The sequence below is a fragment of the Stenotrophomonas sp. STEN147 genome (assembly GCF_056757995.1).
On the sequence record NZ_JBRRCG010000005.1, the window covers coordinates 17,372 to 43,915 of the forward strand.

At 66.8% G+C, this 26,544-nt stretch carries 29 protein-coding genes; 14 read left to right on the plus strand and 15 right to left on the minus strand.

All coding sequences use genetic code 11. The features are described 5' to 3' along the window. Window positions 1-2 precede the first annotated feature (2 nt). The 4 genes from ACVOKU_RS07240 to ACVOKU_RS07255 all read right to left on the minus strand — a co-directional run bounded on the left by ACVOKU_RS07240 (window position 3) and on the right by ACVOKU_RS07255 (window position 4,651). Window positions 3-2,282 (minus strand): thiamine pyrophosphate-dependent enzyme, encoded by a 2,280-nt coding sequence (locus ACVOKU_RS07240; protein WP_481559514.1) that lies wholly within the window; start codon window positions 2,280-2,282, stop codon window positions 3-5. Window positions 2,283-2,369: 87 nt separating this feature from the next. Then, the gene (locus ACVOKU_RS07245) at window positions 2,370-3,029 is read right to left on the minus strand and encodes a glutathione S-transferase family protein (RefSeq protein WP_053515351.1); all 660 of its coding nucleotides are present in this window, start codon (window positions 3,027-3,029) and stop codon (window positions 2,370-2,372) included. Window positions 3,030-3,156: 127 nt separating this feature from the next. Then, window positions 3,157-3,699, minus strand: a complete 543-nt coding sequence (locus tag ACVOKU_RS07250) for a GNAT family N-acetyltransferase (protein WP_053515349.1) — start codon at window positions 3,697-3,699, stop codon at window positions 3,157-3,159. A gap of 109 nt (window positions 3,700-3,808) precedes the next feature. Next, on the minus strand, window positions 3,809-4,651 hold the full coding sequence (locus tag ACVOKU_RS07255; RefSeq protein ID WP_481559515.1) for a glycine zipper 2TM domain-containing protein: 843 nt from the start codon (window positions 4,649-4,651) through the stop codon (window positions 3,809-3,811). A gap of 162 nt (window positions 4,652-4,813) precedes the next feature. On the opposite strand from ACVOKU_RS07255, the gene ACVOKU_RS07260 reads away from it, so the two are divergent. Next, the gene (locus ACVOKU_RS07260; RefSeq protein ID WP_262100338.1) at window positions 4,814-5,029 is read left to right on the plus strand and encodes a DUF6116 family protein; all 216 of its coding nucleotides are present in this window, start codon (window positions 4,814-4,816) and stop codon (window positions 5,027-5,029) included. After that, window positions 5,026-5,799: a TatD family hydrolase gene (locus ACVOKU_RS07265; protein WP_481559586.1), complete on the plus strand. Its 774-nt coding sequence runs from the start codon at window positions 5,026-5,028 to the stop codon at window positions 5,797-5,799. The genes ACVOKU_RS07260 and ACVOKU_RS07265 overlap by 4 nt, the downstream gene beginning before the upstream one ends. 35 nt (window positions 5,800-5,834) lie before the next feature. Here ACVOKU_RS07265 and ACVOKU_RS07270 read toward each other — a convergent pair whose 3' ends face one another. Further along, complete coding sequence (locus tag ACVOKU_RS07270) at window positions 5,835-6,650, minus strand: tRNA threonylcarbamoyladenosine dehydratase (protein WP_481559516.1); 816 nt, start codon at window positions 6,648-6,650, stop codon at window positions 5,835-5,837. Window positions 6,651-6,729: 79 nt separating this feature from the next. Here ACVOKU_RS07270 and ACVOKU_RS07275 point away from each other — a divergent pair, with 79 nt between their 5' ends. Then, window positions 6,730-7,164, plus strand: coding sequence for a hypothetical protein (locus ACVOKU_RS07275; protein ID WP_065175471.1), 435 nt, complete (start codon window positions 6,730-6,732; stop codon window positions 7,162-7,164). 136 nt (window positions 7,165-7,300) lie between these two features. Further along, window positions 7,301-7,795: a glycine zipper 2TM domain-containing protein gene (locus tag ACVOKU_RS07280; RefSeq protein WP_053516924.1), complete on the plus strand. Its 495-nt coding sequence runs from the start codon at window positions 7,301-7,303 to the stop codon at window positions 7,793-7,795. Between the two features lie 72 nt (window positions 7,796-7,867). On the opposite strand, the gene ACVOKU_RS07285 is transcribed toward ACVOKU_RS07280, so the two are convergent. After that, window positions 7,868-8,077: a cold-shock protein gene (locus ACVOKU_RS07285; protein ID WP_053516923.1), complete on the minus strand. Its 210-nt coding sequence runs from the start codon at window positions 8,075-8,077 to the stop codon at window positions 7,868-7,870. Between the two features lie 236 nt (window positions 8,078-8,313). On the opposite strand from ACVOKU_RS07285, the gene ACVOKU_RS07290 reads away from it, so the two are divergent. From ACVOKU_RS07290 to arsC, 3 genes are all read left to right on the plus strand, one after another. Further along, window positions 8,314-8,799, plus strand: coding sequence for a DUF456 domain-containing protein (locus ACVOKU_RS07290; protein ID WP_481559517.1), 486 nt, complete (start codon window positions 8,314-8,316; stop codon window positions 8,797-8,799). A 120-nt stretch (window positions 8,800-8,919) separates the two neighbouring features. Next, entirely contained in the window at window positions 8,920-10,077 is a 1,158-nt protein-coding gene (locus tag ACVOKU_RS07295) for a phospholipase A (protein WP_481559518.1), read from the plus strand. Beyond that, a complete protein-coding gene (arsC, locus tag ACVOKU_RS07300; RefSeq protein WP_481559519.1) occupies window positions 10,077-10,418 on the plus strand; it encodes an arsenate reductase (glutaredoxin) in 342 nt (113 codons plus the stop codon). Before ACVOKU_RS07295 ends, arsC begins: the two co-directional genes overlap by 1 nt. A 65-nt stretch (window positions 10,419-10,483) precedes the next feature. Here the strand turns inward: arsC and ACVOKU_RS07305 are convergent, their stop codons facing one another. The 3 genes from ACVOKU_RS07305 to ACVOKU_RS07315 all read right to left on the minus strand — a co-directional run bounded on the left by ACVOKU_RS07305 (window position 10,484) and on the right by ACVOKU_RS07315 (window position 13,144). After that, window positions 10,484-11,119 carry a glutathione S-transferase family protein gene (locus ACVOKU_RS07305; RefSeq protein WP_481559520.1) on the minus strand — a complete coding sequence of 212 codons (636 nt, stop codon included), beginning with the start codon at window positions 11,117-11,119 and terminating at the stop codon, window positions 10,484-10,486. A 57-nt stretch (window positions 11,120-11,176) separates the two neighbouring features. Further along, complete coding sequence (locus tag ACVOKU_RS07310; protein WP_053516936.1) at window positions 11,177-11,518, minus strand: hypothetical protein; 342 nt, start codon at window positions 11,516-11,518, stop codon at window positions 11,177-11,179. Between the two features lie 108 nt (window positions 11,519-11,626). Next, a complete protein-coding gene (locus ACVOKU_RS07315; RefSeq protein WP_065181962.1) occupies window positions 11,627-13,144 on the minus strand; it encodes a fumarate hydratase in 1,518 nt (505 codons plus the stop codon). Window positions 13,145-13,270: 126 nt separating this feature from the next. Between ACVOKU_RS07315 and ACVOKU_RS07320 the strand changes: the two genes are divergently transcribed. The 4 genes from ACVOKU_RS07320 (at window position 13,271) to ACVOKU_RS07335 (ending at window position 17,482) form a co-directional block, all read left to right on the plus strand. Next, entirely contained in the window at window positions 13,271-14,167 is an 897-nt protein-coding gene (locus ACVOKU_RS07320; RefSeq protein WP_481559521.1) for an RNA polymerase sigma-70 factor, read from the plus strand. Window positions 14,168-14,203: 36 nt separating this feature from the next. Continuing rightward, window positions 14,204-14,653 carry a carboxymuconolactone decarboxylase family protein gene (locus ACVOKU_RS07325; protein ID WP_481559522.1) on the plus strand — a complete coding sequence of 150 codons (450 nt, stop codon included), beginning with the start codon at window positions 14,204-14,206 and terminating at the stop codon, window positions 14,651-14,653. Window positions 14,654-14,772: 119 nt separating this feature from the next. Next, entirely contained in the window at window positions 14,773-16,623 is a 1,851-nt protein-coding gene (locus ACVOKU_RS07330) for an ABC transporter ATP-binding protein (protein WP_481559523.1), read from the plus strand. Window positions 16,624-16,702: 79 nt separating this feature from the next. Continuing rightward, window positions 16,703-17,482, plus strand: a complete 780-nt coding sequence (locus ACVOKU_RS07335; protein ID WP_481559524.1) for a ferredoxin--NADP reductase — start codon at window positions 16,703-16,705, stop codon at window positions 17,480-17,482. A 50-nt stretch (window positions 17,483-17,532) separates the two neighbouring features. Here the strand turns inward: ACVOKU_RS07335 and ACVOKU_RS07340 are convergent, their stop codons facing one another. Beyond that, window positions 17,533-18,024 (minus strand): glutathione peroxidase, encoded by a 492-nt coding sequence (locus tag ACVOKU_RS07340; protein ID WP_481559525.1) that lies wholly within the window; start codon window positions 18,022-18,024, stop codon window positions 17,533-17,535. Window positions 18,025-18,142: 118 nt separating this feature from the next. On the opposite strand from ACVOKU_RS07340, the gene ACVOKU_RS07345 reads away from it, so the two are divergent. Beyond that, window positions 18,143-20,311 carry a M3 family metallopeptidase gene (locus tag ACVOKU_RS07345; protein ID WP_481559526.1) on the plus strand — a complete coding sequence of 723 codons (2,169 nt, stop codon included), beginning with the start codon at window positions 18,143-18,145 and terminating at the stop codon, window positions 20,309-20,311. Window positions 20,312-20,422: 111 nt separating this feature from the next. Here the strand turns inward: ACVOKU_RS07345 and cfa are convergent, their stop codons facing one another. Genes cfa through ACVOKU_RS07360 form a run of 3 tightly spaced genes read right to left on the minus strand, consistent with a single transcriptional unit; the run spans window position 20,423 to window position 22,781 of the window. Continuing rightward, entirely contained in the window at window positions 20,423-21,538 is a 1,116-nt protein-coding gene (gene cfa, locus ACVOKU_RS07350; RefSeq protein ID WP_481559527.1) for a cyclopropane fatty acyl phospholipid synthase, read from the minus strand. 19 nt (window positions 21,539-21,557) lie between these two features. Then, entirely contained in the window at window positions 21,558-22,442 is an 885-nt protein-coding gene (locus tag ACVOKU_RS07355) for a DUF3298 and DUF4163 domain-containing protein (RefSeq protein WP_065175544.1), read from the minus strand. A 36-nt stretch (window positions 22,443-22,478) separates the two neighbouring features. Beyond that, on the minus strand, window positions 22,479-22,781 hold the full coding sequence (locus ACVOKU_RS07360; RefSeq protein ID WP_053516908.1) for a GNAT family N-acetyltransferase: 303 nt from the start codon (window positions 22,779-22,781) through the stop codon (window positions 22,479-22,481). Window positions 22,782-22,990: 209 nt separating this feature from the next. Here ACVOKU_RS07360 and ACVOKU_RS07365 point away from each other — a divergent pair, with 209 nt between their 5' ends. Next, entirely contained in the window at window positions 22,991-23,152 is a 162-nt protein-coding gene (locus tag ACVOKU_RS07365; RefSeq protein WP_481559528.1) for a hypothetical protein, read from the plus strand. A 55-nt stretch (window positions 23,153-23,207) separates the two neighbouring features. Here ACVOKU_RS07365 and ACVOKU_RS07370 read toward each other — a convergent pair whose 3' ends face one another. After that, window positions 23,208-23,834 carry a rhomboid family intramembrane serine protease gene (locus tag ACVOKU_RS07370; RefSeq protein ID WP_053516907.1) on the minus strand — a complete coding sequence of 209 codons (627 nt, stop codon included), beginning with the start codon at window positions 23,832-23,834 and terminating at the stop codon, window positions 23,208-23,210. Between the two features lie 7 nt (window positions 23,835-23,841). Beyond that, window positions 23,842-25,407 carry a POT-type proton-dependent oligopeptide transporter gene (locus ACVOKU_RS07375; protein WP_481559529.1) on the minus strand — a complete coding sequence of 522 codons (1,566 nt, stop codon included), beginning with the start codon at window positions 25,405-25,407 and terminating at the stop codon, window positions 23,842-23,844. A gap of 164 nt (window positions 25,408-25,571) precedes the next feature. On the opposite strand from ACVOKU_RS07375, the gene ACVOKU_RS07380 reads away from it, so the two are divergent. Then, complete coding sequence (locus ACVOKU_RS07380; RefSeq protein WP_481559530.1) at window positions 25,572-26,420, plus strand: endonuclease/exonuclease/phosphatase family protein; 849 nt, start codon at window positions 25,572-25,574, stop codon at window positions 26,418-26,420. Window positions 26,421-26,544 lie beyond the last annotated feature (124 nt).

Sequence of the window (26,544 nt, forward strand, 5' to 3'; positions counted from 1 at the left end):
CATCAGGGTTCCTGCGCCAGGTCGAGGGCGGCGCCAATCACCGCATTGTCGCTTGGAAGCCCGAACATTGCTGCCCCCGCCAGCGGCGTATAGGTATCGGCGCCGCAGACCCGACGCAGCGGCAGGTGACCGAAGCCGGCCTCGACCAGGGCCGTGACCACCCCCTCGCCCACGCCACCGCTGTGACGCCCCTCGTCCAGCACCAGCACGCGCCGCGCCGTGGCCGCCTGGGTGGCAATGAATCCGCCGTCCAGCGGTACCAGCCAGCGCAGGTCGACCACCCTCACCTGCCACCCGAGCTGCTGGCCGATCACCCGCGCGGCACGCAGCGCCATCGGCACACCATTGCCATAGGTGTAGATCACCAGATCCTGCGCCTCTGGGGCATACACCCGTCCTTCCCCTGGCAGCAGCGCCTGTCCCTGTTCCGGATAGTCGAACAGCCACTGGCCGTCACCCGGCTCGTGCAGGTCCTTGCTCATGTACAGCGCGATCGGCTCCAGGAACACCGCCACGCGGCCATCCACCCGGGCCAGCGCCGCCAACGTGCGCAGCATCATCACGGCGTCATCGCCACGCGAGGGACAGCCCACCACCAGGCCGGGAATGTCGCGCAGGGCCGTGATCGAATTGTCGTTGTGGAAATGGCCGCCGAATCCCTTCTGGTAGCCCAGCCCTGCCACCCGCAACAGCATCGGGTTGCGGAACTGGTCATTGGAGAAGAACTGCAGTGAACACGCCTCACCACGTATCTGGTCGATGGCGTTGTGAAGGTAGGCCAGGTACTGGATCTCGGGGATCGGCAGCATGCCCATGTTGGCCAGCCCCTGCGCCATGCCCAGGATCATGGTCTCGTCCAGCAGCGTGTTGAACACGCGACGCGGGCCGAAACGACGCAGCAGGTCGCGGGTCAAGGTGTACACGCCTCCCTTCTGCGCCACATCCTCGCCGAACAACAGGCTGTGCGGATACTTGCACAGCAGTTCCTGCAGTCCGTGATTGATCTGGATGGCCAGATGACGCGGCGGTTGCCGCTCCGGCAATGCATCAGCGCCGCCATACAGCGACAGTCGCGCCTCGTCCGCGACCGCGCGCCGGGCCTCGGCGTGCACCGCTGCAGGCGTATAGGGCGCCAGCGGTGCCATCACCTGCTCAAGGGACTGCAGCTTCGGCTGGCGCTCGGCATCGGCGGCGGCCGCCATGCAGCGCACACGCATCGCTTCATAGGCCGCCTCGACGGCCGCGGCGTCCATCCAGCCCGACTCCATCGCGATCTGCGCCGAGCGCAGCAGCGGATCCTGCGCCTCCGCCGCACACAGCTCCGGCAACGCGCGCCACTCCACCTCGAAATCGGTACCGGCATGCCCCATCAGCCGCGTGGTACGCAGGTGCAGGAAGGTCGGCCTGCGGGTTGTCCGGCAATGCTCGACCGCGGCCTGCACCTGCGCATGGCCGCTGGCCAGATCCAGCCCGTCAGCGAAGAAGTAGTCCAGTCCCGGCTGGCCGCCAAAGCGCTCGGAGATCCATCCCTCCGGTGTTTTCACCGAAATGCCCAGGCCATTGTCCTCGCAGACGAACAGGATGGGCGCCGGCAGTTTCTGGTAGGCCGACCACATGGCGGTGTTGAACGCCGTCTGTGCGGTGGCGTGATTGGCCGAGGCGTCGCCGAAGGAACAGACCACGATGCTGTCGGCCGGAATCGGCAACGGCTGGCCCAGGCGCTTGCCGCTCTCGATGGCCAACGCAGTGCCCAGCGCCTTGGGCAGGTGCGAGGCGATCGTCGAGGTCTGTGGCAACACCCACAGCGGCCGGCTGCCCCACACCTTGTGCCGGCCTCCGCTGGCAGGATCGTCGGCGCTGGCGGCGAACGACAGTGCCGCGTCGCGCACTGGATCCATGCCCGGCACCTGCCGCGCGCGCTCGGCCATGAAGGCGCCGGAGCGGTAGTGCAGGAACGCAGGATCGGTGTGCCGGCAGGCCCGCGCCAACAGCGCATTGCCCTCGTGGCCGGACGAGCCGATGGTGTAGAAGACCTTGTTCTGCACGCGCAGCACGCGCGCCATCAGGTCCAGCTGGCGGCTGGCCAGCTGCGATTCGAACAGGTCGGCAAAGGCCGCCGCGCTGAGCGTGCTGCCTGGCAGGATCGGCGCGTGCGGCGCGGGCCGGGGCCGCGGCGTGCCCCGCCAGCCGCGCACCGCCTCCAGGAAATTGACGTCGCACACTTCGGCGCGGTTGAGCCCGCGCATGCGCGCGGGAATGGGATCTGGAACCACAGCGAACATCGAACACCCTCCGTGTCGTTGTTGCGTAGCGTGGCGCGGGCCCGCCGGCGTCCCTCACAGCCGGCCTGCCCGACGCTCCCCCGGGAATCAGGCCACCGCGTTGAATCGCGCCAGCACCTCCGCGCCCACGGCCGGCATCGGCACGAACCGCGGCTGCGCCCGCACCCGCTGCAGCCAGGCCTGCACCTGCGGGAACGGATCAAGGCGGATGCCACCATCGCTGGCAACGTCGGTGTAGGCAAACAGCGCGATATCGGCGATGCCATAACTGCGACCGGTGAACCAGGGCGACTGCCGCAGGTGCTGTTCCATCACCGCCAGTGCGGTGCTGGCGCGCTCCTGCAGGCGCGGCAGTTCGGCGCGCCGCGGGGAATCGGCCGGCGTCCAGCCGCGGATGAAACGGGCTACCGCCACGCAGGGTTCATGCGTGTACTGCTCGAAGAACATCCAGCTCAACGCCTGCGCCCGCTCCCAGCCATCGCCGGGCAGGTAGGGCGTGCCCTCGGCCAGCCAGAACAGGATCGCGTTCGATTCGGTCAACACGCGGCCGTCCTCGCGCACGATCAACGGCACCTTCGCATTGGGATTCAATGCCAGGAACTCCGGCGTGTGGGTCTGGCCATGGGCGCTGTCCACCTCCACCCAGCGATAGCGGCTGCCGAGGTGTTCCAGCAGCATGCGCACCTTGTGGCAATTGCCTGAAACGGACATGCCATGCACCGTCAACGGAACGCGTTCTTCCACCATTGCCTGCTCCAGGAGACCCGGCCGACGACCGGTTGCGCGCAGTCTGGCAAGCGCGCCCGCCGATGCCAAGCGCGGGTGCAGCATGCCCATCGCGCAGCCCGCCGCTGGATGCAGCCCGTCGGGCCCCTCAGCGCACGCGCTGCTGCCACTGCTGGCGCGACTGCCCCCAGATCTGCATCGGTTTGCCCTGGTACGGCGGCGGCAGCTCGCCCATGCGCAGCAGCGTACTGCCCAGCTTGCGGGCCACGACACGGGAATTCTCGTTGTCCTCGGCAATGGTATGGATCACCTCCTCCCACCCGAGTGCGTTGAAGGCCCAGTCGATCGCAGCGGTCGCCGCCTCCGGCGCGTAGCCCTTGCCCCAGCTGGCACGCCGGATGCTCCAGCCGACCTCGGTGCCCGGCCAGTCCTGTGGCTGCCAGGGCCCCATGCGACCGACCCACTCACCACTGGATTTCTCGATCACGCTGAACATCGAAAAGCCGAACAACTGCCACGCGCCAGCCAGGCTGCAGAATCCACGCCATGCCACTGACGGTGGCTGTACTCCGCCCAGCGTGCGCATCACCTCTTCATCCGCGCAGAACGCCAGATAGGGCTCGAAATCCTCGCGATGCGGTGGGCGCAGGATCAGGCGCTCGGTTTCCAGGCGCAGGTCGAAGATGCTCATGCCGACTCCAGGGCGATGACGGAGCGCCATCATCGCAAATGTCACCCGGCCACAAAAACAGACAGGCCGGCAGAAGCCGGCCTGTCGCCTGTCCGCTGCAGCGGCGGGATTACTGGCGGGTCGGTGCCGTGGCGCCGGCTGCCGCTGTCTGCGTGACCAGCTGGCCATCGACCACCGGCAGGCGATCGCTGGCTGGCTTGTTGTCCATGCGCACGGTCTTCTCGGCACCATCATAGCGGTAGGTCACGTTGTAACCCTTGACCACGTCGTTGGTGCCCATGGCGATGCGGTTGCCGGGCTTGCTGGCCATGCGCATGGTGCCGGTGGTGCCGTCCTCGTTGCGATAGGTGACGTTGTAGCCGGTGACACGGCTCGACTCGGAGGTGGCGGTCTCGGTGTGGCACTGGCGCTCGGTGCGGTTGACCACACGGCCACCGACGTGGCGCTTGTCCACCTGGTTGCCGATCAGGCCGCCGGCCACGGCACCGGCTGCGGTCGCCGCCTTCCTGCCATTGCCGCCGCCAACCTGATTACCCAGCAGGCCACCGATCACCGCGCCGGCGACGGTGCCACCGACGTTGCCATCACGCTCGGGCAGGCGTTCCTGCACGACCACATCCTGGCAGACCTCGTGCGGCGTCTGGGTGGTGGAGGTCTCGCGCACCGCGTCGGTGCCGATGACCGTGGCGTACGCCTTCTGCTTTTCGGTGATCGGGTCGACCTTCAGCACATCGGCATACTCCAGGCCGCGCGGCGCGGTGGCATCGAGCTGGTTGCCACGCGCACCATCGTCGGTGGCGCTGCCATCGGCCAGGCGCGATTCGCCGTTGGGGGCGCCGGCGCTGATGGAATCCGGCGACGGGTTGCCGCTCTTCATGAAGGCGGCCGTGGCGATACCACCCACCAGCAGCGCGCCCGCTGCGACCAGGACAGTTGTAGTTGTGCTTTTCATGACCTGCTCCTTGCGGACCGTCCGCAACGTTCTCGGCACAGATTGCAGCACGGCCTCCCTGAACGGAATCTCCACATTTCCTGCTCGTCGCCGTAACCCATTCAGCATCGGGAAATGCTGGGCCCGTGGTAGCGTTTGCATATTCACCAGGAGGATCCCGCCATGGCCAACCCGATGCTGCTGCCGGTACTGCAATGGGCGCGCCGGCTGCGCTACCCCACGCTGTTCAAGCTCACGGCGGGGCTGTTCGCGCTGACCCTGTTCATTCCCGATCCGCTTCCCTTCGTCGATGAACTGGTGCTGGGCCTGGGCACGCTGCTGCTGGCCAACTGGAAGACCCGCGGCACCCGCACGCCGCCACCGCTGGAGCAGCGCTGAGCGTGCTGGTCGACAGCCATTGCCATCTCGATGCAGGCGAGTTCGATCCCGACCGTGCCGCCGTGATCGAGCGCGCGCGCGCGGCCGGGGTGCAGATCCAGGTCGTGCCGGCCGTCACCGCCGCCAGCTGGCCGAAGCTGCGCGAGGTCTGCCAGCAGGCACCCGGCCTGTACCCCGCGTACGGGCTGCATCCGATGTTTCTTGCCGAGCATCGCGCCGGGCACCTTCCGCTGCTGCGGGAGTGGATCGAGCGTGAGCGTCCGCGGGCGATCGGCGAATGCGGCCTGGATTATTTCGTGGAAGGCCTGGAGGCGGAGGCGCAGCAGACCTATTTCACCGGCCAGCTGCGCCTGGCGCGCGACTTCGACCTGCCGGTGATCGTGCATGCGCGTCGGGCCGTGGATGCGGTGATCGCAGCGATCCGCCGCATCGGTGGCCTGCGCGGCGTGGTGCACAGTTTCTCCGGCAGCCCGGAGCAGGCGGCACAGCTGCACCGGCAGGGCTTCCTGCTGGGTCTGGGCGGCCCCCTGACCTACGAACGGGCACAGCGCCTGCAACGGCTGGTCCGGGAGATGCCGCTGGAGCAGCTGCTGCTGGAGACCGACGCGCCCGATCAGCCCGACGCGGCCATCCGTGGGCAGCGCAATGAGCCGGCACGCCTGTCGGTCATCGCGCGCCACATCGCGGCGTTGCGGCAGACGGACCTGGAGACCGTGGCAAAGACCACGACCGACAACGCACGGCGGCTGTTCGCGCTGCCGGCGGCCTGATAGCCGTTCCGCCGGGCGTGGTCCGGCGCTACCGGTCAAACCTCAACGGACTCGGCCTTGACCCTCTTCGGCTCCAGCAGCATTTCCAGCGCCTTGCCGACGGCGGCAAAGGCGAAGGCACCGGTGATATGGGTGGCCGCCCCCAGCCCTGCGCCGCAATCAAGCTTGAGCGCAGCGTCCGCCCCCAGGTTGGGACGGAGGCCGCAGACACTGCCATCGGCCTGCGGATACTTCACATTTTCCAGCGAGTACACCGCCGGCACGCCGAAGTAACGCTTGGCGTTCTTGGGGAAGTTGAACTCGCTGCGCAGCTTCTTGCGGATCAGCGCCAGCATCGCGTCGTGCTCGGTGCGCGAGACATCGCGGATGCGCACCAGGGTCGGATCGGTGCGGCCACCCGCGGCGCCGACCGTCAGCAGTGGCAGCTTGCGGCGGCGGCACCAGGCGATGGTCTCCACCTTGACCCGGAAGCTGTCGCAGGCATCGATCACCAGATCGAAGCGACGATCCAGCAGGTCCGCCATGTTGGCTGTGGTCAGGAACGCCTGCACCGCGTCGACATCGAGTTCCGGGTTGATCGCCCGGCAGCGCTCGGCCATGGCGTCGGCCTTGTTGCGCCCGTAATTGCCCTCCATCGCCGGCAGCTGCCGGTTGGTGTTGGACACGCAGATGTCGTCCGCATCGATCAGGGTGAGATGGCCGACCGCCGAGCGCGCCAGCGCCTCGACCACCCACGAGCCGACCCCGCCCATGCCGACCACCGCCACGCGGCTGCCCTGCAGGCGCTCGAGCGCACCCACGCCATACAGCCGTTCGATGCCGGCGAAGCGTTGTTTGACCTGTTCATTCATCGGTCTATTTTAACGTGCAGCGGCCGGCGTCCACAGCACGCCGGGTCGAACCTACCGTTGCACACCTGGAGAGCCCGCCATGAATGCCAGCCCCCCTCGCCCGCCGTCCTCCGCCTATCGCTACCTGTTCGTGCTCGCGCTGGGTCTGCTGATCGGCCTGATCGCCACCGTGATGGTCGGCCGCGCACTGCAGGCCCGCCGCGACCCCTTCCCGGACAGCCTGATGCAGGTGATGCAGCGGCAATCCCAGCTGCTGCAGCAGGCTCAACAGCAGAACCGCTGCAGCCTGGCCGACAGCGTGCCGCGCCTGCAGACGCTGCGCCTGCTCTCCAACGACCTGGACCTGGCCTTCCCCGGCCTGAAGGACAGCGCGCAGTTCCAGCAGCATGCCAGCCAGTACCGGGCCGGCCTCAATGCCGCCCTGGCGACGCCACCGGCAGACTGCACCGCGCTGGCCCAGGTGGTGCAGACGCTGCAGGCGGACTGCCGCGCCTGCCATCAGGATTTCCGTTGAACAGCGTTCATCCCGCAGCCGGTCATGGCGGCGTTGATTGGCGTCTTGTTCACGTTGGAAAGGAGACGATTCGCGCACCCTGCTGCATGACGCAGTACCACCCAACACATCCGCCTTCACGGCCAGGAGACGCCCCATGAAGATCCAGCTCATCGCCGCCAGTGCCATCGCCACCCTCGCCCTGGCCGGCTGCGCCACCTCGCCGGGTTACGGCGGCGGCGGCTACAACAATGGGTACAACAACGGCGGCTACGGCAACAACTCCGGCTACAACCAGGGCCGTTGCGCCGACTGCGGCATCGTCACCCGCATCAACACCGTGCAGTCCGGCCGCACTGCGCCCAGCGCGACCGGCGCGATCCTCGGCGGCATCGTGGGTGCGGTTGCCGGCCATGAGATCTCCGACCACACCGGCGGCAGCCGCGGCAACAAGAACATCGCCGCAGCGGCGGGTGCCGTGGGTGGCGCGCTGGCCGGCAACCAGATCCAGAAGAACGTGACCAGCGATACGTATGACATCAGCGTGCGCATGGATGACGGACGCACCATCGTCGTCAACCAGCGTGATCTGGGCGGCATCCGCGAAAACACCTACGTTCGCGTGGTCAACGGCCGGGTGATCCTGCGCTGATCCGCTGCCGGTCCCGTACAAAGAAAAAGGCCCGCTTGCGCGGGCCTTTTTCATGTGACGGCTGCAGACCGGTCAGATCGGCTGCACGGCGTCGGCCTGCAGGCCCTTCTGGCCCTGCACGACGGTGAAGGTAACCTTCTGGCCTTCCTTCAGGCTCTTGAAGCCCTGGGTCTGGATGGCGCGGAAGTGCACGAACACGTCTTCGCCGTTTTCACGGCTGATGAAGCCGAAGCCCTTTGCATCGTTGAACCACTTGACAGTACCGTTCTCGCGTTCGGACATCTCACTAACTCCCTGATGACTCTCTCTTGTTGTTGGAAACGCCTTGTGGGCGGCTGACAAGCAAGGGGGAAGCGAGGTGCATCGATGCAGCGGATCGGGAAGATCTTGCTTCATCAGGCCACGATCCACGGTGACCTTGCCAAGCTCAGCGACTGCAACTTAACCCGGCCAAAACGAAAAAGCAACTGGCAAAATCTTTCACTGTCAACCCCAAAAAGACAACCATACGGGACAGCATGGGCCTCTCATTCATCTTGTATCTGCTAGCGGTCATTTTTGTCCTGGTTGGTATAGCCGGCATCGTCCTGCCGGCACTTCCAGGCATCCCGCTGGTGTTCGTCGGCCTGCTGCTGGCGGCGTGGGCCGACGGCTTCACCCATGTCGGCTGGCCGACCCTGCTGGTACTGGGCGTGCTGACCCTGCTTTCACTGCTGGCCGATGTGCTGGCCACGGTGGTCGGGGCCCAGCGTGTCGGGGCCAGCCGCAAGGCGCTGTGGGGCACCTTCATCGGCAGCATCGCCGGTCTGTTCTTCATGCCCATCGGCCTGTTCGCCGGCCCGCTGGTCGGCGCTCTGCTGGGCGAGTACTGGCACACGCGCGAACTGGGCCGCTCGACCAAGGTTGGACTCGCCACCTGGCTGGGCATCCTGCTGGGCCTGGCGCTGAAACTGGCGATGGTCATCGCGATGGTGGGCCTGTTCGCGTTCGCCTGGTTCCTGTAACGCACGATCTTCACGCCACGCGCACACCTGCGCCGGGCATAACTCCACGGGGCTGGCCGTTGCTGCGGGCAGCCGCCACACTGTGCGTCTTCCCGTAGTCACCCCGAAGGGCCTGCTGCAATGACCCTCCCGCCGTTGCTCCCCCGTCTGGCGCCGTTGGCGCTTGCCCTGGCCAGCGCCGCGCCGCTGGCCGCGCAGGAAATCGCGCCTGCCACGACCACCACGCCGGCCGGTTGCGCGGCCATTGAAACCGACGCCGCCCGACTGTCGTGCTACGACCGCCTGTTCGGCCGTAACGCTCCGGCCACTGCCGAAGCCGATGCCGCCGCGCAGCAGGCCGCGCAGGCGCTGCGTGAACAGCGCCGCGCCGCCCGCCTGAGCCAGGGCGAAGAAAACCTGCGGGCGCGGGTCGGTGATGTGCTGCGTCCTGCCCCCGACGACAGCGCCCTGGCCAATGCAGGCCGCGGTTCCCTGCTGGACAGCCGCTGGGAGCTGGCGGAAGACTCCAAGCTGGGTCCGTTCCAGCTGCGCGCCTACAAGCCGGTGTACCTGCTGCCGGCGTTCTGGACCAGCGACAAGAACCAGATGCCGCAGTCGCCGAATCCGGCCAACAGCGTGACCGAGCCGCAGGCGCTGGACAGTTCCGAGCTGAAGTTCCAGATCAGCTTCAAGACCAAGATCGCCGAGAACCTGTTCGGCGACAACGGCGACATCTGGGCCGGCTATACCCAGAGCTCGCGCTGGCAGGCCTACAACGCCGAGAATTCGCGCCCGTTCCGCGAAACCAATTACGAGCCGGAAGTGATGATGGTGTTCCGCAACGGCTACTCCATTGGTGGCTGGCGGGGACGCATGACCGGCATCAGCCTCAACCATCAGTCCAACGGCCGCGCCGATCCCCTTTCGCGCAGCTGGAACCGGGTGATGCTCAACATCGGGCTGGACCGCGAGAACTGGGCGCTGGTGCTGCGGCCCTGGTACCGCATTCCCGAAACGCGCAGCGACGACAACAACCCGGACATCGAGGATTACATGGGCCGCGGCGACGCGACCCTGATCTGGAACCGCAATGGCCACGAAGTGTCCTTGATGGCACGCCATTCGCTGCGTACCGGCGACCGGTCGCATGGCGCCCTGCAGCTCGACTACGGTTTCCCGATCAGCAACCTGCTGCGCGGCCACATCCAGGTCTTCGACGGATACGGCGAAAGCCTGATCGACTACAACCACAAGGCCACCTACGTGGGCGTGGGCGTGTCGCTGCTGGAATGGTTCTGATGGGCGTGACGATCTGGCACAACCCGGCCTGCAGCAATTCGCGCGGCGCACTGAAGCTCATCCGCGACGCCGGCATCGAGCCGGAGGTGATCGAGTACCTGCAGGCACCGCCCGACGTGGCGACCCTGCGCCAGCTGCTTGCCGAATCCGGCTTGGCCGCCACCGACCTGGTGCGCAGCAAGGAACCGGAGTTTGCCGGACTGGCGCTGGCCGGGGCCGATGAGGCGACCCTGCTGGCGGCGATGGCGGCGCACCCGCGCCTGATCAACCGGCCCGTAGTGCGGACGGCCAAGGGCACGCGCCTGTGCCGCCCGCCGGAAACGGTGCTGGAGATCCTGTAGCCGGACGCACCACCCGGTAGCGCCGGGCCATGCCCGGCGGCACGCACTCGGCCCAACGCCGACGATCACCGCCAGTCGCTGATGCCTTCGCGTCGATAGACTTCCGCGAAGGCGGGGCGCGCCTTCATCGCGGTTGCGTGCGCCTTCAGCACTGGCCAGGTGTCAGTGGGTCGGGGCATGTTGCGCGACCAGCGCATCAGCATCACAAGCATGAAATCGACCGCGCTGGGCGCGTCGCCAAGCAGGTAAGGCCCGTGCGCCTGCAGGTGCGCAGCCACATGCTGCCAGGCTGCCTCCAGCTGCTGCCGGGCCATCGCACGCGTTGCCTCCACGCAGGCCTCGCCCGCCGCTTCGTGCGGATAGAACCATGCACGATAGGCAGGCTGCAGGGTATTGGCGCACCAGAACATCCAGCGATAGGCCTCGCCCCGCGCGGGCGTGCCCACGGCCGGCAGCAACCCCGCTTCGGGATGGCGGTCGGCCAGGTACAGCGCGATGGCCGCTGCCTCGGTCAACAGCAGGCCATCGATCTTCAGGGTCGGCACCCTCCCGGCCGGATTCAACGCGAGGTAGTCCGCCGCCTTGTGCTCGCGCCTGTCGAAATCCAGCAGCACCAGTTCGTGCTCGATGCCCAGTTCGATCAGCAGCCAGTGCACGACCAGCGAAGCGGTACTCGACGAACCATACAGGGTGGTGCTCATGCGCGGGATCCGTTGCGGGTGGAGCCAGCGATTATGCGCCCGCCCGGCGGCCACTGCTCAACCGCAGCTGCTCATGCAGGTGTCGCGACGTTCGCCGCAGCTCATCATCGGCTGCCGCAGCGTGCAGTCATGCGCCTTCAGTTCGCAGGAGCGGCGCAGATCGGCATTGGCGATGTCCTTGCAGCGCTTGTCGGCAGCCGGAGCCATCTGCTGTTCGCAGCTGCTCTGCCGACTGCCCAGGCTGTCCGCCTGCGCCATGCAGCTGCGATGGCTGGCCTGGCACTGCATGCGGCATTGCGCCGATGCGCTGAAATCCGCTCCTTCATACGAAGAGGAGGTGCTGCTGCAGCCGGCCAGTGCGAACAGCCCGGCAAGCGCGAAGTTCCGTAACAGCGGCATGAACGTTCCCGGTTCGAGTCGCATGGAAACTAGCAGATGTTCCGTGCCGGCTCGTTAAACGACAAACGGCGCCAACAGGCGCCGTTTGCCACCAAGCGTGTGCCGCGCTTACTCCACCACCACCGGAATCTTGCCGATGCGGGCCTGCCATTCGCGCGGGCCGGTCTTGTGCACCGATTCGCCGGTGGAGTCGACCGCCACCGTCACCGGCATGTCCTGCACGGTGAACTCGTAGATCGCTTCCATGCCGAGGTCGGCAAACCCGACCACCTTGGCTGCCTTGATCGCCTTGGACACCAGGTAGGCCGAGCCACCGACCGCCATCAGGTACGCCGACTTGTTGTCACGGATCGCCTCGATCGCAGCCGGGCCGCGCTCGGCCTTGCCGACCATGCCCAGCAGACCGGTCTGTTCCAGCACCTGGCGGGTGAACTTGTCCATGCGCGTTGCCGTGGTCGGGCCGGCCGGACCGACCACTTCGTCGCGCACCGGATCGACCGGGCCGACGTAGTAGATGAAGCGTCCCTTCAGATCGACCGGCAGTTCCTCGCCCTTGTTGAGCATGTCGACCATGCGCTTGTGCGCGGCGTCGCGGCCGGTCAGCAGCTTGCCGTTGAGCAGCAGGGTCTGGCCCGGCTTCCAGCTGGCCACCTCCTCCGGGGTGATCGTATCCAGGTCCACCCGGGTGCCCTTGGAGGCGTCGTAGGTCAGCTTCGGCCAGTCCTCCAGCGACGGCGGATCCAGCATCACCGGACCGCTGCCATCCAGGGTGAAGTGCGCGTGGCGCGTCGCGGCGCAGTTCGGGATCATCGCCACCGGCAGGTTGGCCGCGTGGGTCGGGTAATCGTTGATCTTGATGTCCAGCACCGTGGTCAGGCCCCCCAGGCCCTGCGCGCCGATGCCCAGCGCATTGACCTTCTCGTACAGCTCCAGGCGCAGCTCTTCGATCCGGTTGGACGCTCCACGGGCCTGCAGCTCGGTGATGTCGATCGGCTCCATCAGCGCTTCCTTGGCCAGCAGCATGGCCTTCTCCGCAGTGCCGCCGATGCCGATGCCCAGCATGCCCGGCGGGCACCAGCCGGCCCCCATGGTCGGCACGGTCTTGAGCACCCAGTCGACGATGGAGTCGGACGGATTGAGCATGGCGAACTTGGTCTTGGCTTCCGAGCCGCCACCCTTTGCGGCCACGATCACATCCACCTTGTTGCCCGGCACGACCTTCACGTTGACCACGCCCGGGGTGTTGTCCTTCGTGTTGATGCGCTTGCCGGCCGGATCCGCCAGCACCGAAGCACGCAGCTTGTTGTCCGGATGCAGATAGGCGCGGCGCACGCCTTCATTGGCCATGTCTTCCACGCCCATGGTGGCGTCGTCCCAGCGCACGTCCATGCCGATTTCCAGGAACACGGTGACGATGCCGGTGTCCTGGCAGATCGGACGATGGCCTTCGGCGCACATCCGCGAATTGATCAGGATCTGGGCCATCGCCTCCTTCGCGGCCGGCGACTCCTCGCGCTCGTAGGCAGCGGCGAGATTCTTGATGTAGTCGACCGGGTGGTAGTACGAGATGTACTGCAGCGCGTCGGCGATGGACTGGATGAGGTCTTCCTGCTTGATCGATGTCACGGCTTGCTCGCTTGCTCGAGGCTGGCGGGGGTAATCCGCCCATTTTACCCCCTCCCCGGCTGCGGGTAGAGTCTGTGGGGTCAGATCCCTTGTCACGCCCCTGCCCGCTGCGGCGTCCTTGCCCGCATGAACGCCGAAACCGCCTTCCAGACCCACCGTCCGCGCCTGATGGCCCTCGCCTACCGCCTGCTGGGCAGCCGCGCCGACGCCGAGGACGTCGTCCAGGACGCCTGGCTGCGCTGGTCCGGCGCCGACCCGGCCAGCGTCCGCGACGCCGAGGCATGGCTGGTCACCACCACCACGCGCCTGGGACTGGACCGGCTACGTGCGGCCAAGCGCGAGCGCGCGCATTACGTGGGCCCGTGGCTGGCTGAACCAATGGCGGTCACCCTGGAGCCGGACCCGGCGCCCGGCCCGGCCCAGTTGCACGCCCTGGCCGATGATGTATCGGTGGCCTTCCTGACCCTGCTTGAACAGCTTGGCCCGGAGGAGCGCGCCGCGTTCCTGCTGAAGGAAGCGTTCGACCACGACTATCGCGAGATCGCCGAACTGATCGGCCACAGCGAGGCCAACTGCCGGCAACTGGTGCACCGGGCCCGGCAGCGGCTGCAGGCGGGCCGGCCGCGCTTCAATGCCGACGCCAGCCAGCACCGGCAGTTGCTGGCACGCTTCATGGATGCATCCCAGCGCGGCGACAGCGAGGCGATCCAGGCCCTGCTGCATGCCAACGCGCTGATGGTCTCCGATGGAGGCGGCGTGGTCACCGCAGCGGTGCGCCCGCTGCGGGGTGCCGAACGCATCGGCCGCCTGTTCTGGGCCATTGCCCGCCGTGGCGGCACGCACCCGGCCCGGCTGGGCTACGTCAACGGCGAGCCGGCGATCCTGGGCTTCGACGGCGATCGCCTGCATTCGGTCACCACCATCGAGGTGATCGATGGCCGCATCGCGCGCCTGTACAGCGTGCTCAATCCGGAAAAACTGCCCGCGGTTGTCACGCACGCAGACGGGGCGGCGTCCTGGTAAGGGAAGGCGGCCATCGGGGCCGCCGTGGAGCCCACGATGTCCAACCCCGCCTCACCCCGCGTTCCCTATACCCGCCTGGCCGCCAAGGCTTTCAAGGGCCTGCTGGAAACCAGCCAGGCAGTGCATGACAGTTCGGTCGATCCGACCCTGATGGAACTGGTGTTCCTGCGCGTGTCGCAGCTCAACGGCTGCGGCTACTGCATGGACATGCACGGCACGGCGCTGCGCAAGGGCGGCATCGAGCCGCGCAAGCTGGACACCCTGCCCGCCTGGCACGAAAGCCGCTTCTTCGATGCGCGTGAGCGCGCTGCGCTGGGCTGGGCCGAGGCCCTGACCCGGCTCACCGACGGCGCGCCATCGCAGGCAGCGTTCGATGCGCTGGCACCGCACTTCGATGAGAAGGGCATCAGCGACCTGAGCATGGGCATCGCGGTGATCAACGCCTGGAACCGCCTCGGCGCCGGCCTGCTGCCGCCGCTGCCGTGATCCACGAGGGTGCGGGGCCTCGCGCAGCGTGGCTCCGCACCGGTGGCGCCCTGACGTGCGCGCTCCCTACGGCGCCGCATTCATGCCTTCGCCACGGCTCAGGCGCGCACAATGGCGACATGCCTTCAGCCGAAAAGAAGCCCAGCCTGCGCCAGCGCTTCAATGCGATGCGCAACGTGCCACCGTTCCTGCGACTGGTGTGGAAGACCAGCCCCGCACTGACCCTGGTCAGCCTGGGACTGCGCCTGATCCGTGCCCTGCTGCCGGTCGCCATGCTGTATGTGGGCAAGCTGATCATCGACAGCGCGCTGCAGCTGAGCCGGCACGATGCCGGCTTTCCACCGCTGGGCGAGGCCCTGGCCAGCGGCCTGCTCAATCCGCTGCTCGGGTTGCTGGCCCTGGAACTGGGCCTGGCCATCGTCTCCGACCTGCTGGGCCGGATGGTGGCCTACGCCGATGCCCTGCTGTCGGAGCTGTTCGCCAACGCCACCAGCATCCGGCTGATGGAGCACGCCGCAACGCTGGATCTGGAGGACTTCGAGGATCCGGACCTGCAGGACAAGCTGGACCGCGCGCGGCGCCAGACGATGGGCCGGATGAACCTGATGAGCCAGCTGTTCGGCCAGGTGCAGGACGCCATCACGGTGGTCAGCCTGGCGGTGGGCCTGCTGGTCTACGCGCCGTGGCTGATCCTGCTGCTGGCGCTGGCCCTGGTGCCTGCCTTCATCGGCGAATCGCACTTCAACGCCGCCGGCTACAGCCTGAATTTCCAATGGACGCCCGAGCGCCGCCAGCTCGACTACCTGCGCCAGCTCGGCGCCAGCGTGGAGACGGCCAAGGAAGTGAAAATCTTCAACCTGCACCGCTTCCTGGTGGAGCGTTACAGGAGCCTGTCGGTGGCGCTGTTCAAGGCCAACCGGGCGCTGGCCCGGCGCCGTGCCGTGTGGGGCACCCTGCTGGCCGCGCTGGGCACGCTGGGTTATTACACCGCCTACGCCTACATCGCCTGGCGCACGGTGCGCGGCGATTTCTCGATCGGCGACCTGACCTTCCTCGCCGGCAGCTTCCTGCGCCTGCGCCAGCTGCTGGAGGGCCTGCTGATCGGCTTCTCGCAGGTGGCCAGCCAGGCCCTGTACCTGGACGATCTGTTCTCGTTTTTCCAGATCCAGCCGGAGATCCATTCGCGCGAGGGCGCCGTAGCCGTGCCGCAGCCCATCCGCCAGGGCTTCGTGTTCGAGAACGTCGGCTTCCGCTATCCCGATGCCGAGCAATGGGCCGTCCGCCACCTCGATTTCCAGCTGCATGCCGGCGAAGTGCTGGCACTGGTCGGCGAGAACGGTGCCGGCAAGACCACGCTGGTCAAACTGCTGGCACGGCTGTACGAGCCCGACGAGGGGCGCATCCTGCTCGACGGCCGGGACCTGCGCGACTATGACCTGGATGACCTGCGCGCCAATCTCGGGGTGATCTTCCAGGACTTCGTGCGCTACAACCTGAGCGCCGGGGAGAACATCGGCGTTGGCCAGGTCGAGGCGATGGCGGACCGGGAACGGGTTGCCGATGCCGCGCGCCGGGGCATGGCCCAGGAAGTGATCGAGTCGCTGCCACGCGGCTACGACCAGCTGATCGGGCGTCGCTTCAAGGAGGGCGTGGACCTCTCCGGCGGGCAGTGGCAGAAGATCGCCATCGCCCGCGCATGGATGCGCAATGCGCAGGTGATGATCCTGGACGAGCCAACCGCAGCGCTGGATGCGCGCAGCGAGTTCGAGGTATTCCAACGGTTCAGGGAACTGGCGGACAATCGCACTGCCGTACTCATCTCCCATCGCTTCTCGTCGGTGCGCATGGCCGACCGCATCCTGGTGCTGGCCGATGGCCGGCTCGAGGCCAGCGGCACCCACGAGCAGCTGATGGCCCAGGGCGGCCGCTACGCCGAGCTGTTCGAGCTGCAGGCCGCCGGCTACCGCTGAGAACGCCTCTCGTTCCGCCTAATGAGAACCTGTCTCATTTGAGATAGAATTACCCCGACGACTTCCAACAGATACGCCCATGTCTTCCGCTTTCGGCGCCGAAACGGTGCTTGAGGTCCGCCACTGGACCGATGCCTACTTCAGCTTCACCCTCACCCGCGACAGCGGTTTCCGCTTCGAGAACGGCCAGTTCGTGATGATCGGCCTGGAAACCGACGCCCGGCCGCTGCTGCGCGCCTACTCCATCGCCAGCGCGAACTGGGAAGAGCAGCTGGAGTTCTTCAGCATCAAGGTGCAGGACGGCCCGCTGACCTCGCGCCTGCAGCACATCAAGCCCGGCGACAAGGTTCTGGTGGGCAAGAAGCCCACCGGCACCCTGCTGATCAGCGATCTGCATCCCGGCAGGAACCTGTACCTGCTGGGCACGGGCACCGGCCTGGCGCCCTGGCTGTCGATCATCAAGGACCCGGAGACCTACGAGCGTTTCGAGAAGGTGATCCTGTGCCACGGCGTGCGCTACGAGAAGGACCTGGCCTACCGCGACTATTTCGAGAAGGACCTGCTTGAGCACGAGTTCCTCGGCGAGATGATCGGCGACAAGCTGTTGTACTACCCGGCCGTCACCCGCGAACCGTTCGCCAACCAGGGGCGCCTGACCTCGCTGATGGAAAGCGGGGAAATGCAGCGCACCCTGGGCCTGCCGGAACTGAGCCCGGAGAATGACCGCGCGATGATCTGCGGCAGCCCGCAGATGCTGGCCGACCTGCGCACGGTGCTCGACGCCCGTGGCTTCCAGGTCTCCCCGCGCATCGGCCAGCCGGGTCACTATGTGTTCGAGCGCGCCTTCGTCGAGAAGTGACCGGTAGCGCCGGGCCTGCGTCCGGCGCTGTCGCGGGAAGCGGCAGCCCCCTACTGCCGGGACTGCAACGCTTTCTCGATGTCCCCGCGCAGGCTTTCCGGCTTGTCGGTCGGCGCGTAGCGTTTCAGCACCTGCCCGTCGCGTCCGACCAGGAACTTGCTGAAGTTCCATTTGATCGCGCTCAGCCCCAGCAGGCCGGTCTTCTCGGACTTCAGCCACTTCCACAGCGGGTGTGCACTGTCGCCGTTGACCTGGATCTTCTCCGACAGCGGGAAGTCCACTGCGTAGGTCAGCGCACAGAAGCTGCGGATCTCCTCGGCATTGCCCGGTTCCTGGTGGCCGAACTGGTCGCAGGGGAAGCCGATGACCATCAGGCCCTGCGGGCCGTACTCGCGCCACAGCGCCTCCAGTCCCTCGTACTGCGGGGTGAAACCACACTTGCTGGCCACGTTGACCAGCAGCAGCGCCTTGCCGCGGTACTGCTCCAGGGCCTGCGGCTGGCCGTCCAGGTCGGTGAAACCGAAATCGAACGCAGTGGTCATGGCAGATCTCCGCAATGGGGGGTTCCGATGGTATCCCCGCCCATGCCTTTCGACACAAGCCCGATCCCATTACCCCGGGTTAACCTCGGGCACTTGTCTGCCTTACCGGAGTACCGCCTTGACCACCCGCCTTGCCCTTGCCGTGGCCATGACCCTCGGCCTTGCCCTGCCCGCCTATTCCGCCGGCGCCGCCACCCCGGCTGCCAGCACCACCGCACAGCAGGCCAACCCGTTCTTCGCCGAAAGCCCGCTGGCACTGCACTATCCGCAGTTCGACAAGATCAAGGACAGCGACTTCGCTCCGGCCTTCGACGCCGGCATGGCGCAGCAGCTGAAGGAAATCGAGGCCATCGCCAACAACAAGGCCAAGCCGACCTTCGACAACACCATCATCGCCCTGGAAAAGAGCGGTGACATCCTCGACCGCGCGACCACCGTGTTCTTCGCCCTGGTCGGCGCGGACACCAACGACACCCGCAAGAAGCTGCAGGCCGACTACTCGGCCAGGTTCGCCGCGCACAGCGATGCGATCGCCCTGAACAGCAAGCTGTTCGCGCGCATCCAGGCGCTGTATGACACCCGCACTCAGCTGGGTCTGGACGCCGAAGGCGTGCGCCTGGTCGAGAAGTACTACGACAACTACGTGCGCGCCGGCGCCAAGCTGTCCGAGGCGGACAAGGCGAAGCTGAAGGAAATGAACGCCGAGCTGGCCAACCTCGGTACCCGGTTCAGCCAGAACGTGCAGTCGGAAGTGAACGCTTCGGCGATCACCGTTGATGACGTGAAGGAGCTGGATGGTCTGTCCAGGGAGCAGATCGCCGCCGCCGCCGAAGCCGCCAAGGCCCGTGGCCTGGACGGCAAGTATGTGATCACCCTGCTCAACACCACCGGCCAGCCGCCCCTGACCAACCTGGCCAACCGCGCCCTGCGCCAGAAGATCTACGAAGCATCGGTCAGCCGTGGCAGCCGCGGCGGCGAGTTCGACAACACCGCCATCGTCTCGCGCATCATGCAGCTGCGTGCCGACAAGGCCAAGCTGATGGGCTTTGCCAACTTCGCCGCGTACAACCTGACCAACCAGACGGCCAAGACCCCTGAGGCGGTCAACGCGATGCTGGGCAAGCTGGCCCCGGCCGCAGTGGCCAACGCCAAGCGCGAAGCGGCCGACCTGCAGGCAATGATCGACCAGGAGCAGAAGGCCGCGGGCAAGCCGACGTTCGCGCTGGAGCCGTGGGACTGGGCCTTCTACAGCGAGAAGGTGCGCCAGGCCAAGTACAACTTCGACGAGTCGCAGCTGAAGCCGTACTTCGAACTGAAGAACGTGCTGGAGAACGGCGTGTTCTTCGCCGCCAACCAGGAATTCGGCCTGACCTTCAAGCAGCGCACCGACCTGCCGGTCTATCACGATGATGTCACGGTCTACGACGTGTTCGACGCCGACGGCAGCCAGCTGGCGATTTTCCTGTTCGACCCGTACGCCCGTGCCTCCAAGCGCGGCGGCGCATGGATGAACTCGTATGTCTCGCAGTCGAAGCTGACCGGCTTCAAGCCGGTGGTGGCCAACCACCTCAACATCCCCAAGCCGCCGGCCGGCCAGCCGACCCTGCTGACCTGGGATGAGGTGACGACCACCTTCCACGAATTCGGCCACGCCCTGCACGGCATGTTCTCGAACGTGAAGTACCCGTACTTCTCGGGCACCTCGGTGCCGCGTGACTTCGTCGAGTTCCCCTCGCAGGTCAACGAGATGTGGGCCGATGACAGCGCCATCCTGAAGAACTACGCCAAGCACTACCAGAACGGCACGGCGATGCCGCAGGCACTGCTGGACAAGGTGATCGCCGCGGCCAAGTTCAACCAGGGCTTCGCCACCACCGAGTACCTGGGTGCGGCCATGCTGGACCAGCGCTGGCACCAGATCGGCCCGGACCAGGTGCCGGCCGCCAAGGACGTGATGGCCTTCGAGCGCGCCGCGCTGGAGAAGGACGGCATCTACTACGCACCGGTTCCGCCGCGTTACAAGACCCCGTACTTCAGCCACATCATGGGCGGCTACTCGGCCGGCTACTACGCCTACATCTGGTCGGAAGTGCTGGACGCCAACACCCAGAAGTGGTTCCGCGAGAACGGTGGCCTGAGCCGCAAGAACGGCGACCACTTCCGCGCTACCCTGCTGTCGCGCGGCGGCAGCGTCGACGCGATGCAGCTGTTCCGCGATTTCGCCGGCCACGAGCCGCAGATCGAACCGCTGCTGGAGAAGCGTGGCCTGACCGGCACCGGCAACTGATCGCCGGTGCGATAGCGTGAAACGAAAACCGCCCGGGAGACCGGGCGGTTTTTTCGTTGTGGTTGGGGTCAGAGCCCTTTTCTGCGAAAGGGACCTGACCCCGCACTGGCTTCATCGCGGCGCCACATAGCCTCCCGGCACGCCTTCCGGCGACAGCACCAGCTGCCACAACTGCGCGTGCCGGCACCGGAAGGTCGCCATCGACCCGGCCAGATAGAAGCGCCACATCCGCCGGAAATGCTCGTCATAGCGCGCATCCAGCCGCGGCCAGGCCGCTTCCACGTTGCGCCGCCACGCCTGCAGGGTCAGGTCGTAGTCGGTGCCGAAATTGTGCCAGTCCTCCAGCACGAACCGCCCCTCGAATGCTCTGCTGATTTGCACCGCCGAGGGCAGCATCGAGTTGGGAAAGATGTAGCGCGCGATCCACGGATCGGTACGATGCCGCGACACGTTGGTCCCGATGCTGTGCAGCAGCAGCAGGCCACGTGGCGACAGGCAGCGCCGCGCCACCTCGAAGAAACTGCGGTAGTTCTTGTCACCGACGTGCTCGAACATGCCGATCGAGAAGATCGCATCGAAGGGTTCGTCCAGCGCGCGGTAGTCCTGCAGGCGGATCTCGATCGGCAGACCGGCGCACAGCTCGCGCGCGAATTCCGCCTGCTCCTGCGAGATCGTTACACCGACCCCGCTGACTCCATAGCGTTCGGCAGCGAACTTCAGCGCCTCACCCCAGCCACAGCCGATATCCAGCACCCGCTGGCCCGGGCGCAATCCCAGCTTGCGGCAGACCAGGTCCAGCTTCGCTTCCTGTGCGGCGTCCAGATCATCGGCCTGCCGCCAGTAGCCACAGCTGTACACCAGGCGCCGGCCCAGCATCGCCTGGTACAGATCATTGCCCAGATCGTAGTGGCGACGGCCGACTTCGTAGCTTCCCTGCCCGGCCTGCAGGTTGAACAGGCGCGCCTTCAGCGCGTCGGCCACTTCCCGCCAGCCGTGCACCCGTTCGTCCAGATGCGCCTGCATGAGGTGGACCAGGAATTCGTCCAGGACGTTGGCGTCCCACCAGCCATCCATGTAGCTCTCGCCCAGGCCGAGCGAACCGTGCGCCATGACCCGTGCGAAGAACCTCGGATCATGTACCTGGATGTCCTGTGGCCGGGAGCCGCCAATGCGGACCCCGGCTTCGTGGAGCAGGCCGCTGACCCGCTCCTGCAACCCTGTATCCACGCCCCCTCCTCGTCTGCGCTCAACCGCGTGCGAACAGCTCCACGTAATCCTTGGCCACGTGCGGCAACAGCACCGCCGCCGGCACATCGGCGGTCTGCGTCCCATCCGAGTATGGACCCACCTGGTAGGGCGGGAAAACAAAGCGCAGCGCGGTGATCTGCCCCTTGTCGTCGGTCAGCGGCTGGAACTGGCTGAAATTGTCGGGCTGCGGGCCGGTGCCATCGGCGATCATGCGCGATGCATTGCGCAGCGACTCCTGCAGCTCGGCCGGCTCCATGTCCTCGCCGCTGAGACGTGTCGCCACGCGCTCGCGCAGCTGGTCCGCGACGAAATCGCTGATCGCCTTCCAGCCCTTGCTGTCGGTCACCAGCTTGTCGGCGCTGAGCATCTGCTGTTGCTCCGGCAGCCAGACGAAACGTGCCACCAGGGGTTCGCCGTGGGCGCCGCCGGTGTAACGGCTGCCATCGGCACTCACCACCACCAGCTGCGGCGTCTCCAGCACCTTCTCGAAGCTCAGCGAGAGTTCGTAGGGCATGGTCGGCTTGTCGTTGCCCAGCCCATCGAGCGCCTGCTGCAGCTCGCTGCGGGCCGTGGTGGCGTAGTCCTGGAGCGCACGCGCCAGGCCCGGATAACGGTCGATGCCTGCCGGATAGCTGATGCCCACCACCTCGCGTTCGTTGTTCTCGATCACGTCGCGCAGGTCGAGCGGTGCTTCCGCAGCGGGCGCCTCGCCCGTGGCGGAGGCATCGACCGCCGGCGCCGCGTCGGCCACCGGTGCCGGGGTTTCGGCTTCACGCTGGCAGCCCGCCAGCAACAGCACGCCTGCCACACCGGCCAGCACGCTTCCGCGCAGCAGCCGGTTGTTTCCAATCTTCATCGGGATCCCCTGTTCATGTTCATCCATCATCGCCCGCCCTGGCTTAAGCGTAGCCCGCTGGCGTCATCCCGCCAGAAGGTCGTGATACTCCTCATGCCGCTGCAGGAATGCCTCGGCGTAGGCACACGCCGGCACGACCTTGTACTTCTGCTCCCGCGCGAACCGCAGCGCCACGCGGGTCAACTCGCCGGCGATGCCCCGGCCGGCGATCGGCTCGGGCACCTCGGTGTGGGTGATGACCATGCGTCTGCGCTTGATCTGGTAATCGAGCACCGCCACCTGTCCACGCACACGGGCAGTGAAGCGATGGTTGGCCTGGTCGTGATCGACCTCGTAGGCCAGACCGGGGGGCGTGACCGAAGCCATGGGACTGTCTCCTGCGGCGACTGCGTGGATGGTGCGCAGCCGGGCGCCATGATCGCGTGAAGCCTGAACAGGGGCAAGTCCAGGCCCTCCACGTCAGTTTGCGACCCTAAAGCTGGAGCGCACGCGGCCGCTATCGCCTGCGGAGGGGTCCGGCCACGCTGGCACGGCCCTTGCGACCGTAGACCGTGCGACTGCCGTGGAGGCCCCCGATGCACCCCAGCGATTCCCGTTCCGATACCGACCGCGCCCTGCTGGAGGGCCTGCTCCAGCTCGCAGTGGAAGGCCAGACCGAAGACCAGGATTTCCAGCGCATCGGCGAGGAAGTCTTCGCCCGCCTGCTGGACACCTACGGCCAGCAGACCCGGGCCTGACCACGAGCGGGGGCCCTGCGCCGGGGTCGGATCCAGCGGGTCCGACCCCGGCCCCTCAACCGCCGCCCAGGCGGAAGGTCGGGTTGGACAGTTCGCGCAGGAAGTGGGTGAAGATGCTCGGCTGCATGGCCAGCATGAAGATCACGCCGAATGCCGCGCCGGCCAGGTGTGCGCTGTGGTTGATGCGGTCGCCGCCGCGCTTGTCCATCCAGATGCTGTAGCCGACATAGAACGCGGCATACACGATGGCCGGTGCGGGGATGAAGAACACCAGGATGATCGACCACGGCTTGATCAGGATGAAGGCGAACAGCACCGCCGACACCGCGCCCGAAGCCCCCAGGCTGAGGTAGTTCGGATTCTTCTGGTTCTTCAGGTAGCTCGGCAGGATCGAGACCACCAGCGCGCCGATGTAGAACGCCGGATAGGTCAGGTAGCTGCCGGTCAGCTGCACCATCACGCTCTCGATGAATCCCCCGAAGAAGAACAGGGTGATCATGTTGAAGATCAGGTGCGACCAGTCCGCGTGGATGAATCCATAGGTCACCAGCCGGTCGTACTGGCGGTGGCGGTCGATGGCCGGTGGCCACAGGATCAGGCGGTCGGCCAGCGCGCGGTGGTTGAACGCCCTCCATGACAGGATGGCGGTGATGGCGATCAACAGCAGATTGACGGGGGTCATGTCAGGCTCAGGCAGCGCGGTAGTTGTCGACCATACGATAGCGTTTCGCGTACCAACCGAAAGCCAACGCCGCGATGAAGGCGAAGCCGGCGAAGAAGAACATCAGGAACGCCGCCTCGCTCAAGCCGGTGCCGGCGATCTGGTGGGTCACCGCTTCGTTGCGTACGGCCGCATTGGACAGCAGCACCCACAGGTTGCCGATGGTGGTGGTCAGGTTCCAGAAGCTCATCACCACCCCCTTCATCGCCTGGGGCGCCTGGCTGTAGGCGAACTCCAGGCCGGTCGCGGACACCAGGACCTCACCGAAGGTCAGCAGCGCGTACGGCAGGATCTGCCAGAAGATCGACATGGCATTGCCGCCATCCATCACCACCTGGATGCCGCCGACGACGATCCAGGCCAGGCCGCTGAAGGCGATGCCGGCGGTCATCCGGCGCAGCGCGGTCGGCTCGAAGCCGAAGCGGCGCAGGGCCGGGTACAGCACCAGGTTGTTGAACGGGATGAGGATCATCACCAGCAGCGGGTTCAGCGCCTGCATCTGCGAGGCGGTGAACCAGCTCGGCATCTGCATCTGCTGTCCCTGCAGCACCCAGGTCGAGGCCTTCTGGTCGAACAGCGAGAAGAACGGCGTGGTCAACGCGAAGATCACCAGCACGCGCAGCACCGAACGCACGCCCTCCACGGCTTCGGCCGGATGGTGCGCACGGGCGCGGTCCAGCTGCAGCCAGGTGCCGCCACCGACACCGGCCAGGATCGCCACCAGCGCAAGGCACAGGCAGATCACGATGCCCAGCGAGCCGACCAGGCCGAACGATGCCACCGCCAGCACCAGGCCGGCCACGGCGATCGCCAGGCCCGGACGGCCCTGGCCCGCCACCCGCGCGGTCAGTGCCGTGCGCGCCACGTTGGCGAACGAATGCGGGTCCTTCGGCGGCAGCGGCACCAGTACGTAGCGCTTGCGGCCAAGCCAGAACACGAAGGTCGCCACGAACATCAGGATGCCCGGAATGCCGAACGCCCACTGCGGGCCCCAGTTCTTCAGCACCAGCGGAATCAGCAGCGACGCAAACAGCGAGCCGAAGTTGATGATCCAGTAGAAGGCATCGAACACCAGCTTGGCCAGGTGCTTGTTGCTCTGGTCGAACTGGTCACCCATGAACGAGGCCACCAGCGGCTTGATGCCACCGGCACCCAGCGCGATCAGGCCCAGGCCGAGGAAGAAGCCCTGGCGGCTGTTCTCGAACAGCGCCAGGCACAGGTGGCCGGCGCAGTAGACCAGGCTGAACCAGAGGATCGTGTGGTACTTGCCGAAGAACCTGTCGGCCAGCCAGCCGCCCAGCAGCGGGAAGAAGTACACGCCGATCATGAAGCTGTGCATGATGTCCTTGGCTTCACCGGCACGGCCTTCCGCAGTGATTTCCTGCAGCAGCAGCGAGGTGATCAGGAACTGCACCAGGATGTTGCGCATCCCGTAGAAGCTGAACCGTTCGCAGGCCTCATTGCCGATGATGTACGGGATCTGGCGCGGCATCTTTCCCTGGCCGGCGATGGGGGCGACTGCGTCGTGGCTCATCCTGTAAGGCATTCCTGCAAAGCGAAAGCCGCAAGGTTACCGGAACCTGCGGGCTGGAAGCACGCTGCGGGGCTGCATGACAGCGCCGCCGATCCATGGCAGGCGGTACCGGTGCCCTGCCGGAAGTCACGGCACCTGCACGACAAAAGCGTAAACTTATCGTTATGCGCGCCCTCGTCCTCGTCCGCCCCCTGCTCGGCTGCTGCCTGTTGCTGCTTGCATTGCCGGCACCGGCGCGGCCGCAGGCCGCGGACACCACGACCCTCGACGCGCAGGCCCGGCAGCTGACCGTGGCGGCCCTGGAACTGCCCGGGCGGGACGATGCGCAGTGGAAGCAACGCCGCGAACAGGTGGCGCAGCTGTTGACCGAGCTGCAGCCGGACGTCATCTCGGTACAGCAGGTGCGGCAGCAGCAGGGGCGCAACCCGGCCTGCTGGCTGGCCAACCGGCTGCGCTACAGCTGCGACTTCGTCACGGCCGACCCGCCCAGCCAACCGCTGCGGCACGGCAATGCGATGCTGACGCGGCTGCCGGTCAGCGAGGATGGCGTGACCCTGCTGCACCCGCCCGGTACGTTCAGCGCGGCGGGCATGATGCGGCTGCGGCTGGGCGAGGCCCTGGTCAATGTCTACGTGACCCGCCTGCGCCCGGAGCCGGATGAAGCGGCGGCCCGCCAGCACCAGACCAGCGACCTCATGGCCTGGATCAGCGCGACCGCAGAAGGCCTGCCCAGTGTGATCGCAGGCGATTTTTCCGCCGGTACGGTGGAACTGGTGCGCGCTACGCCGGGCTTCCAGCCGGCCCGGCGCAGCCCGGGCGGCCGGGCGGAAGCGTCAGCTTCCGGTGCCGGCGGCGCCAGCGGTCACGGTCTGGATGTGCTGTTCCAGGTCAAGCATTTCGGTGGCATCCGCCAGCAGCCCATCCTGCTGCCGGCCGACGGCGAGCTGCCTGGACTGCGCCTGGGGATGATGGCCACCCTGCGCCTGCAGGGCGATACGGCCACCGCGGAATAGGCCCGCCCTCGGCCCCGGTGGGTGCCGACCATGGGCGGCACCCACCAGGTCCCGCCCGACGTCCAGACGCTGGCAAACAAAAAGGCCGGGGTCTCCCCCGGCCTTCTCATGTCATCCCGTCACC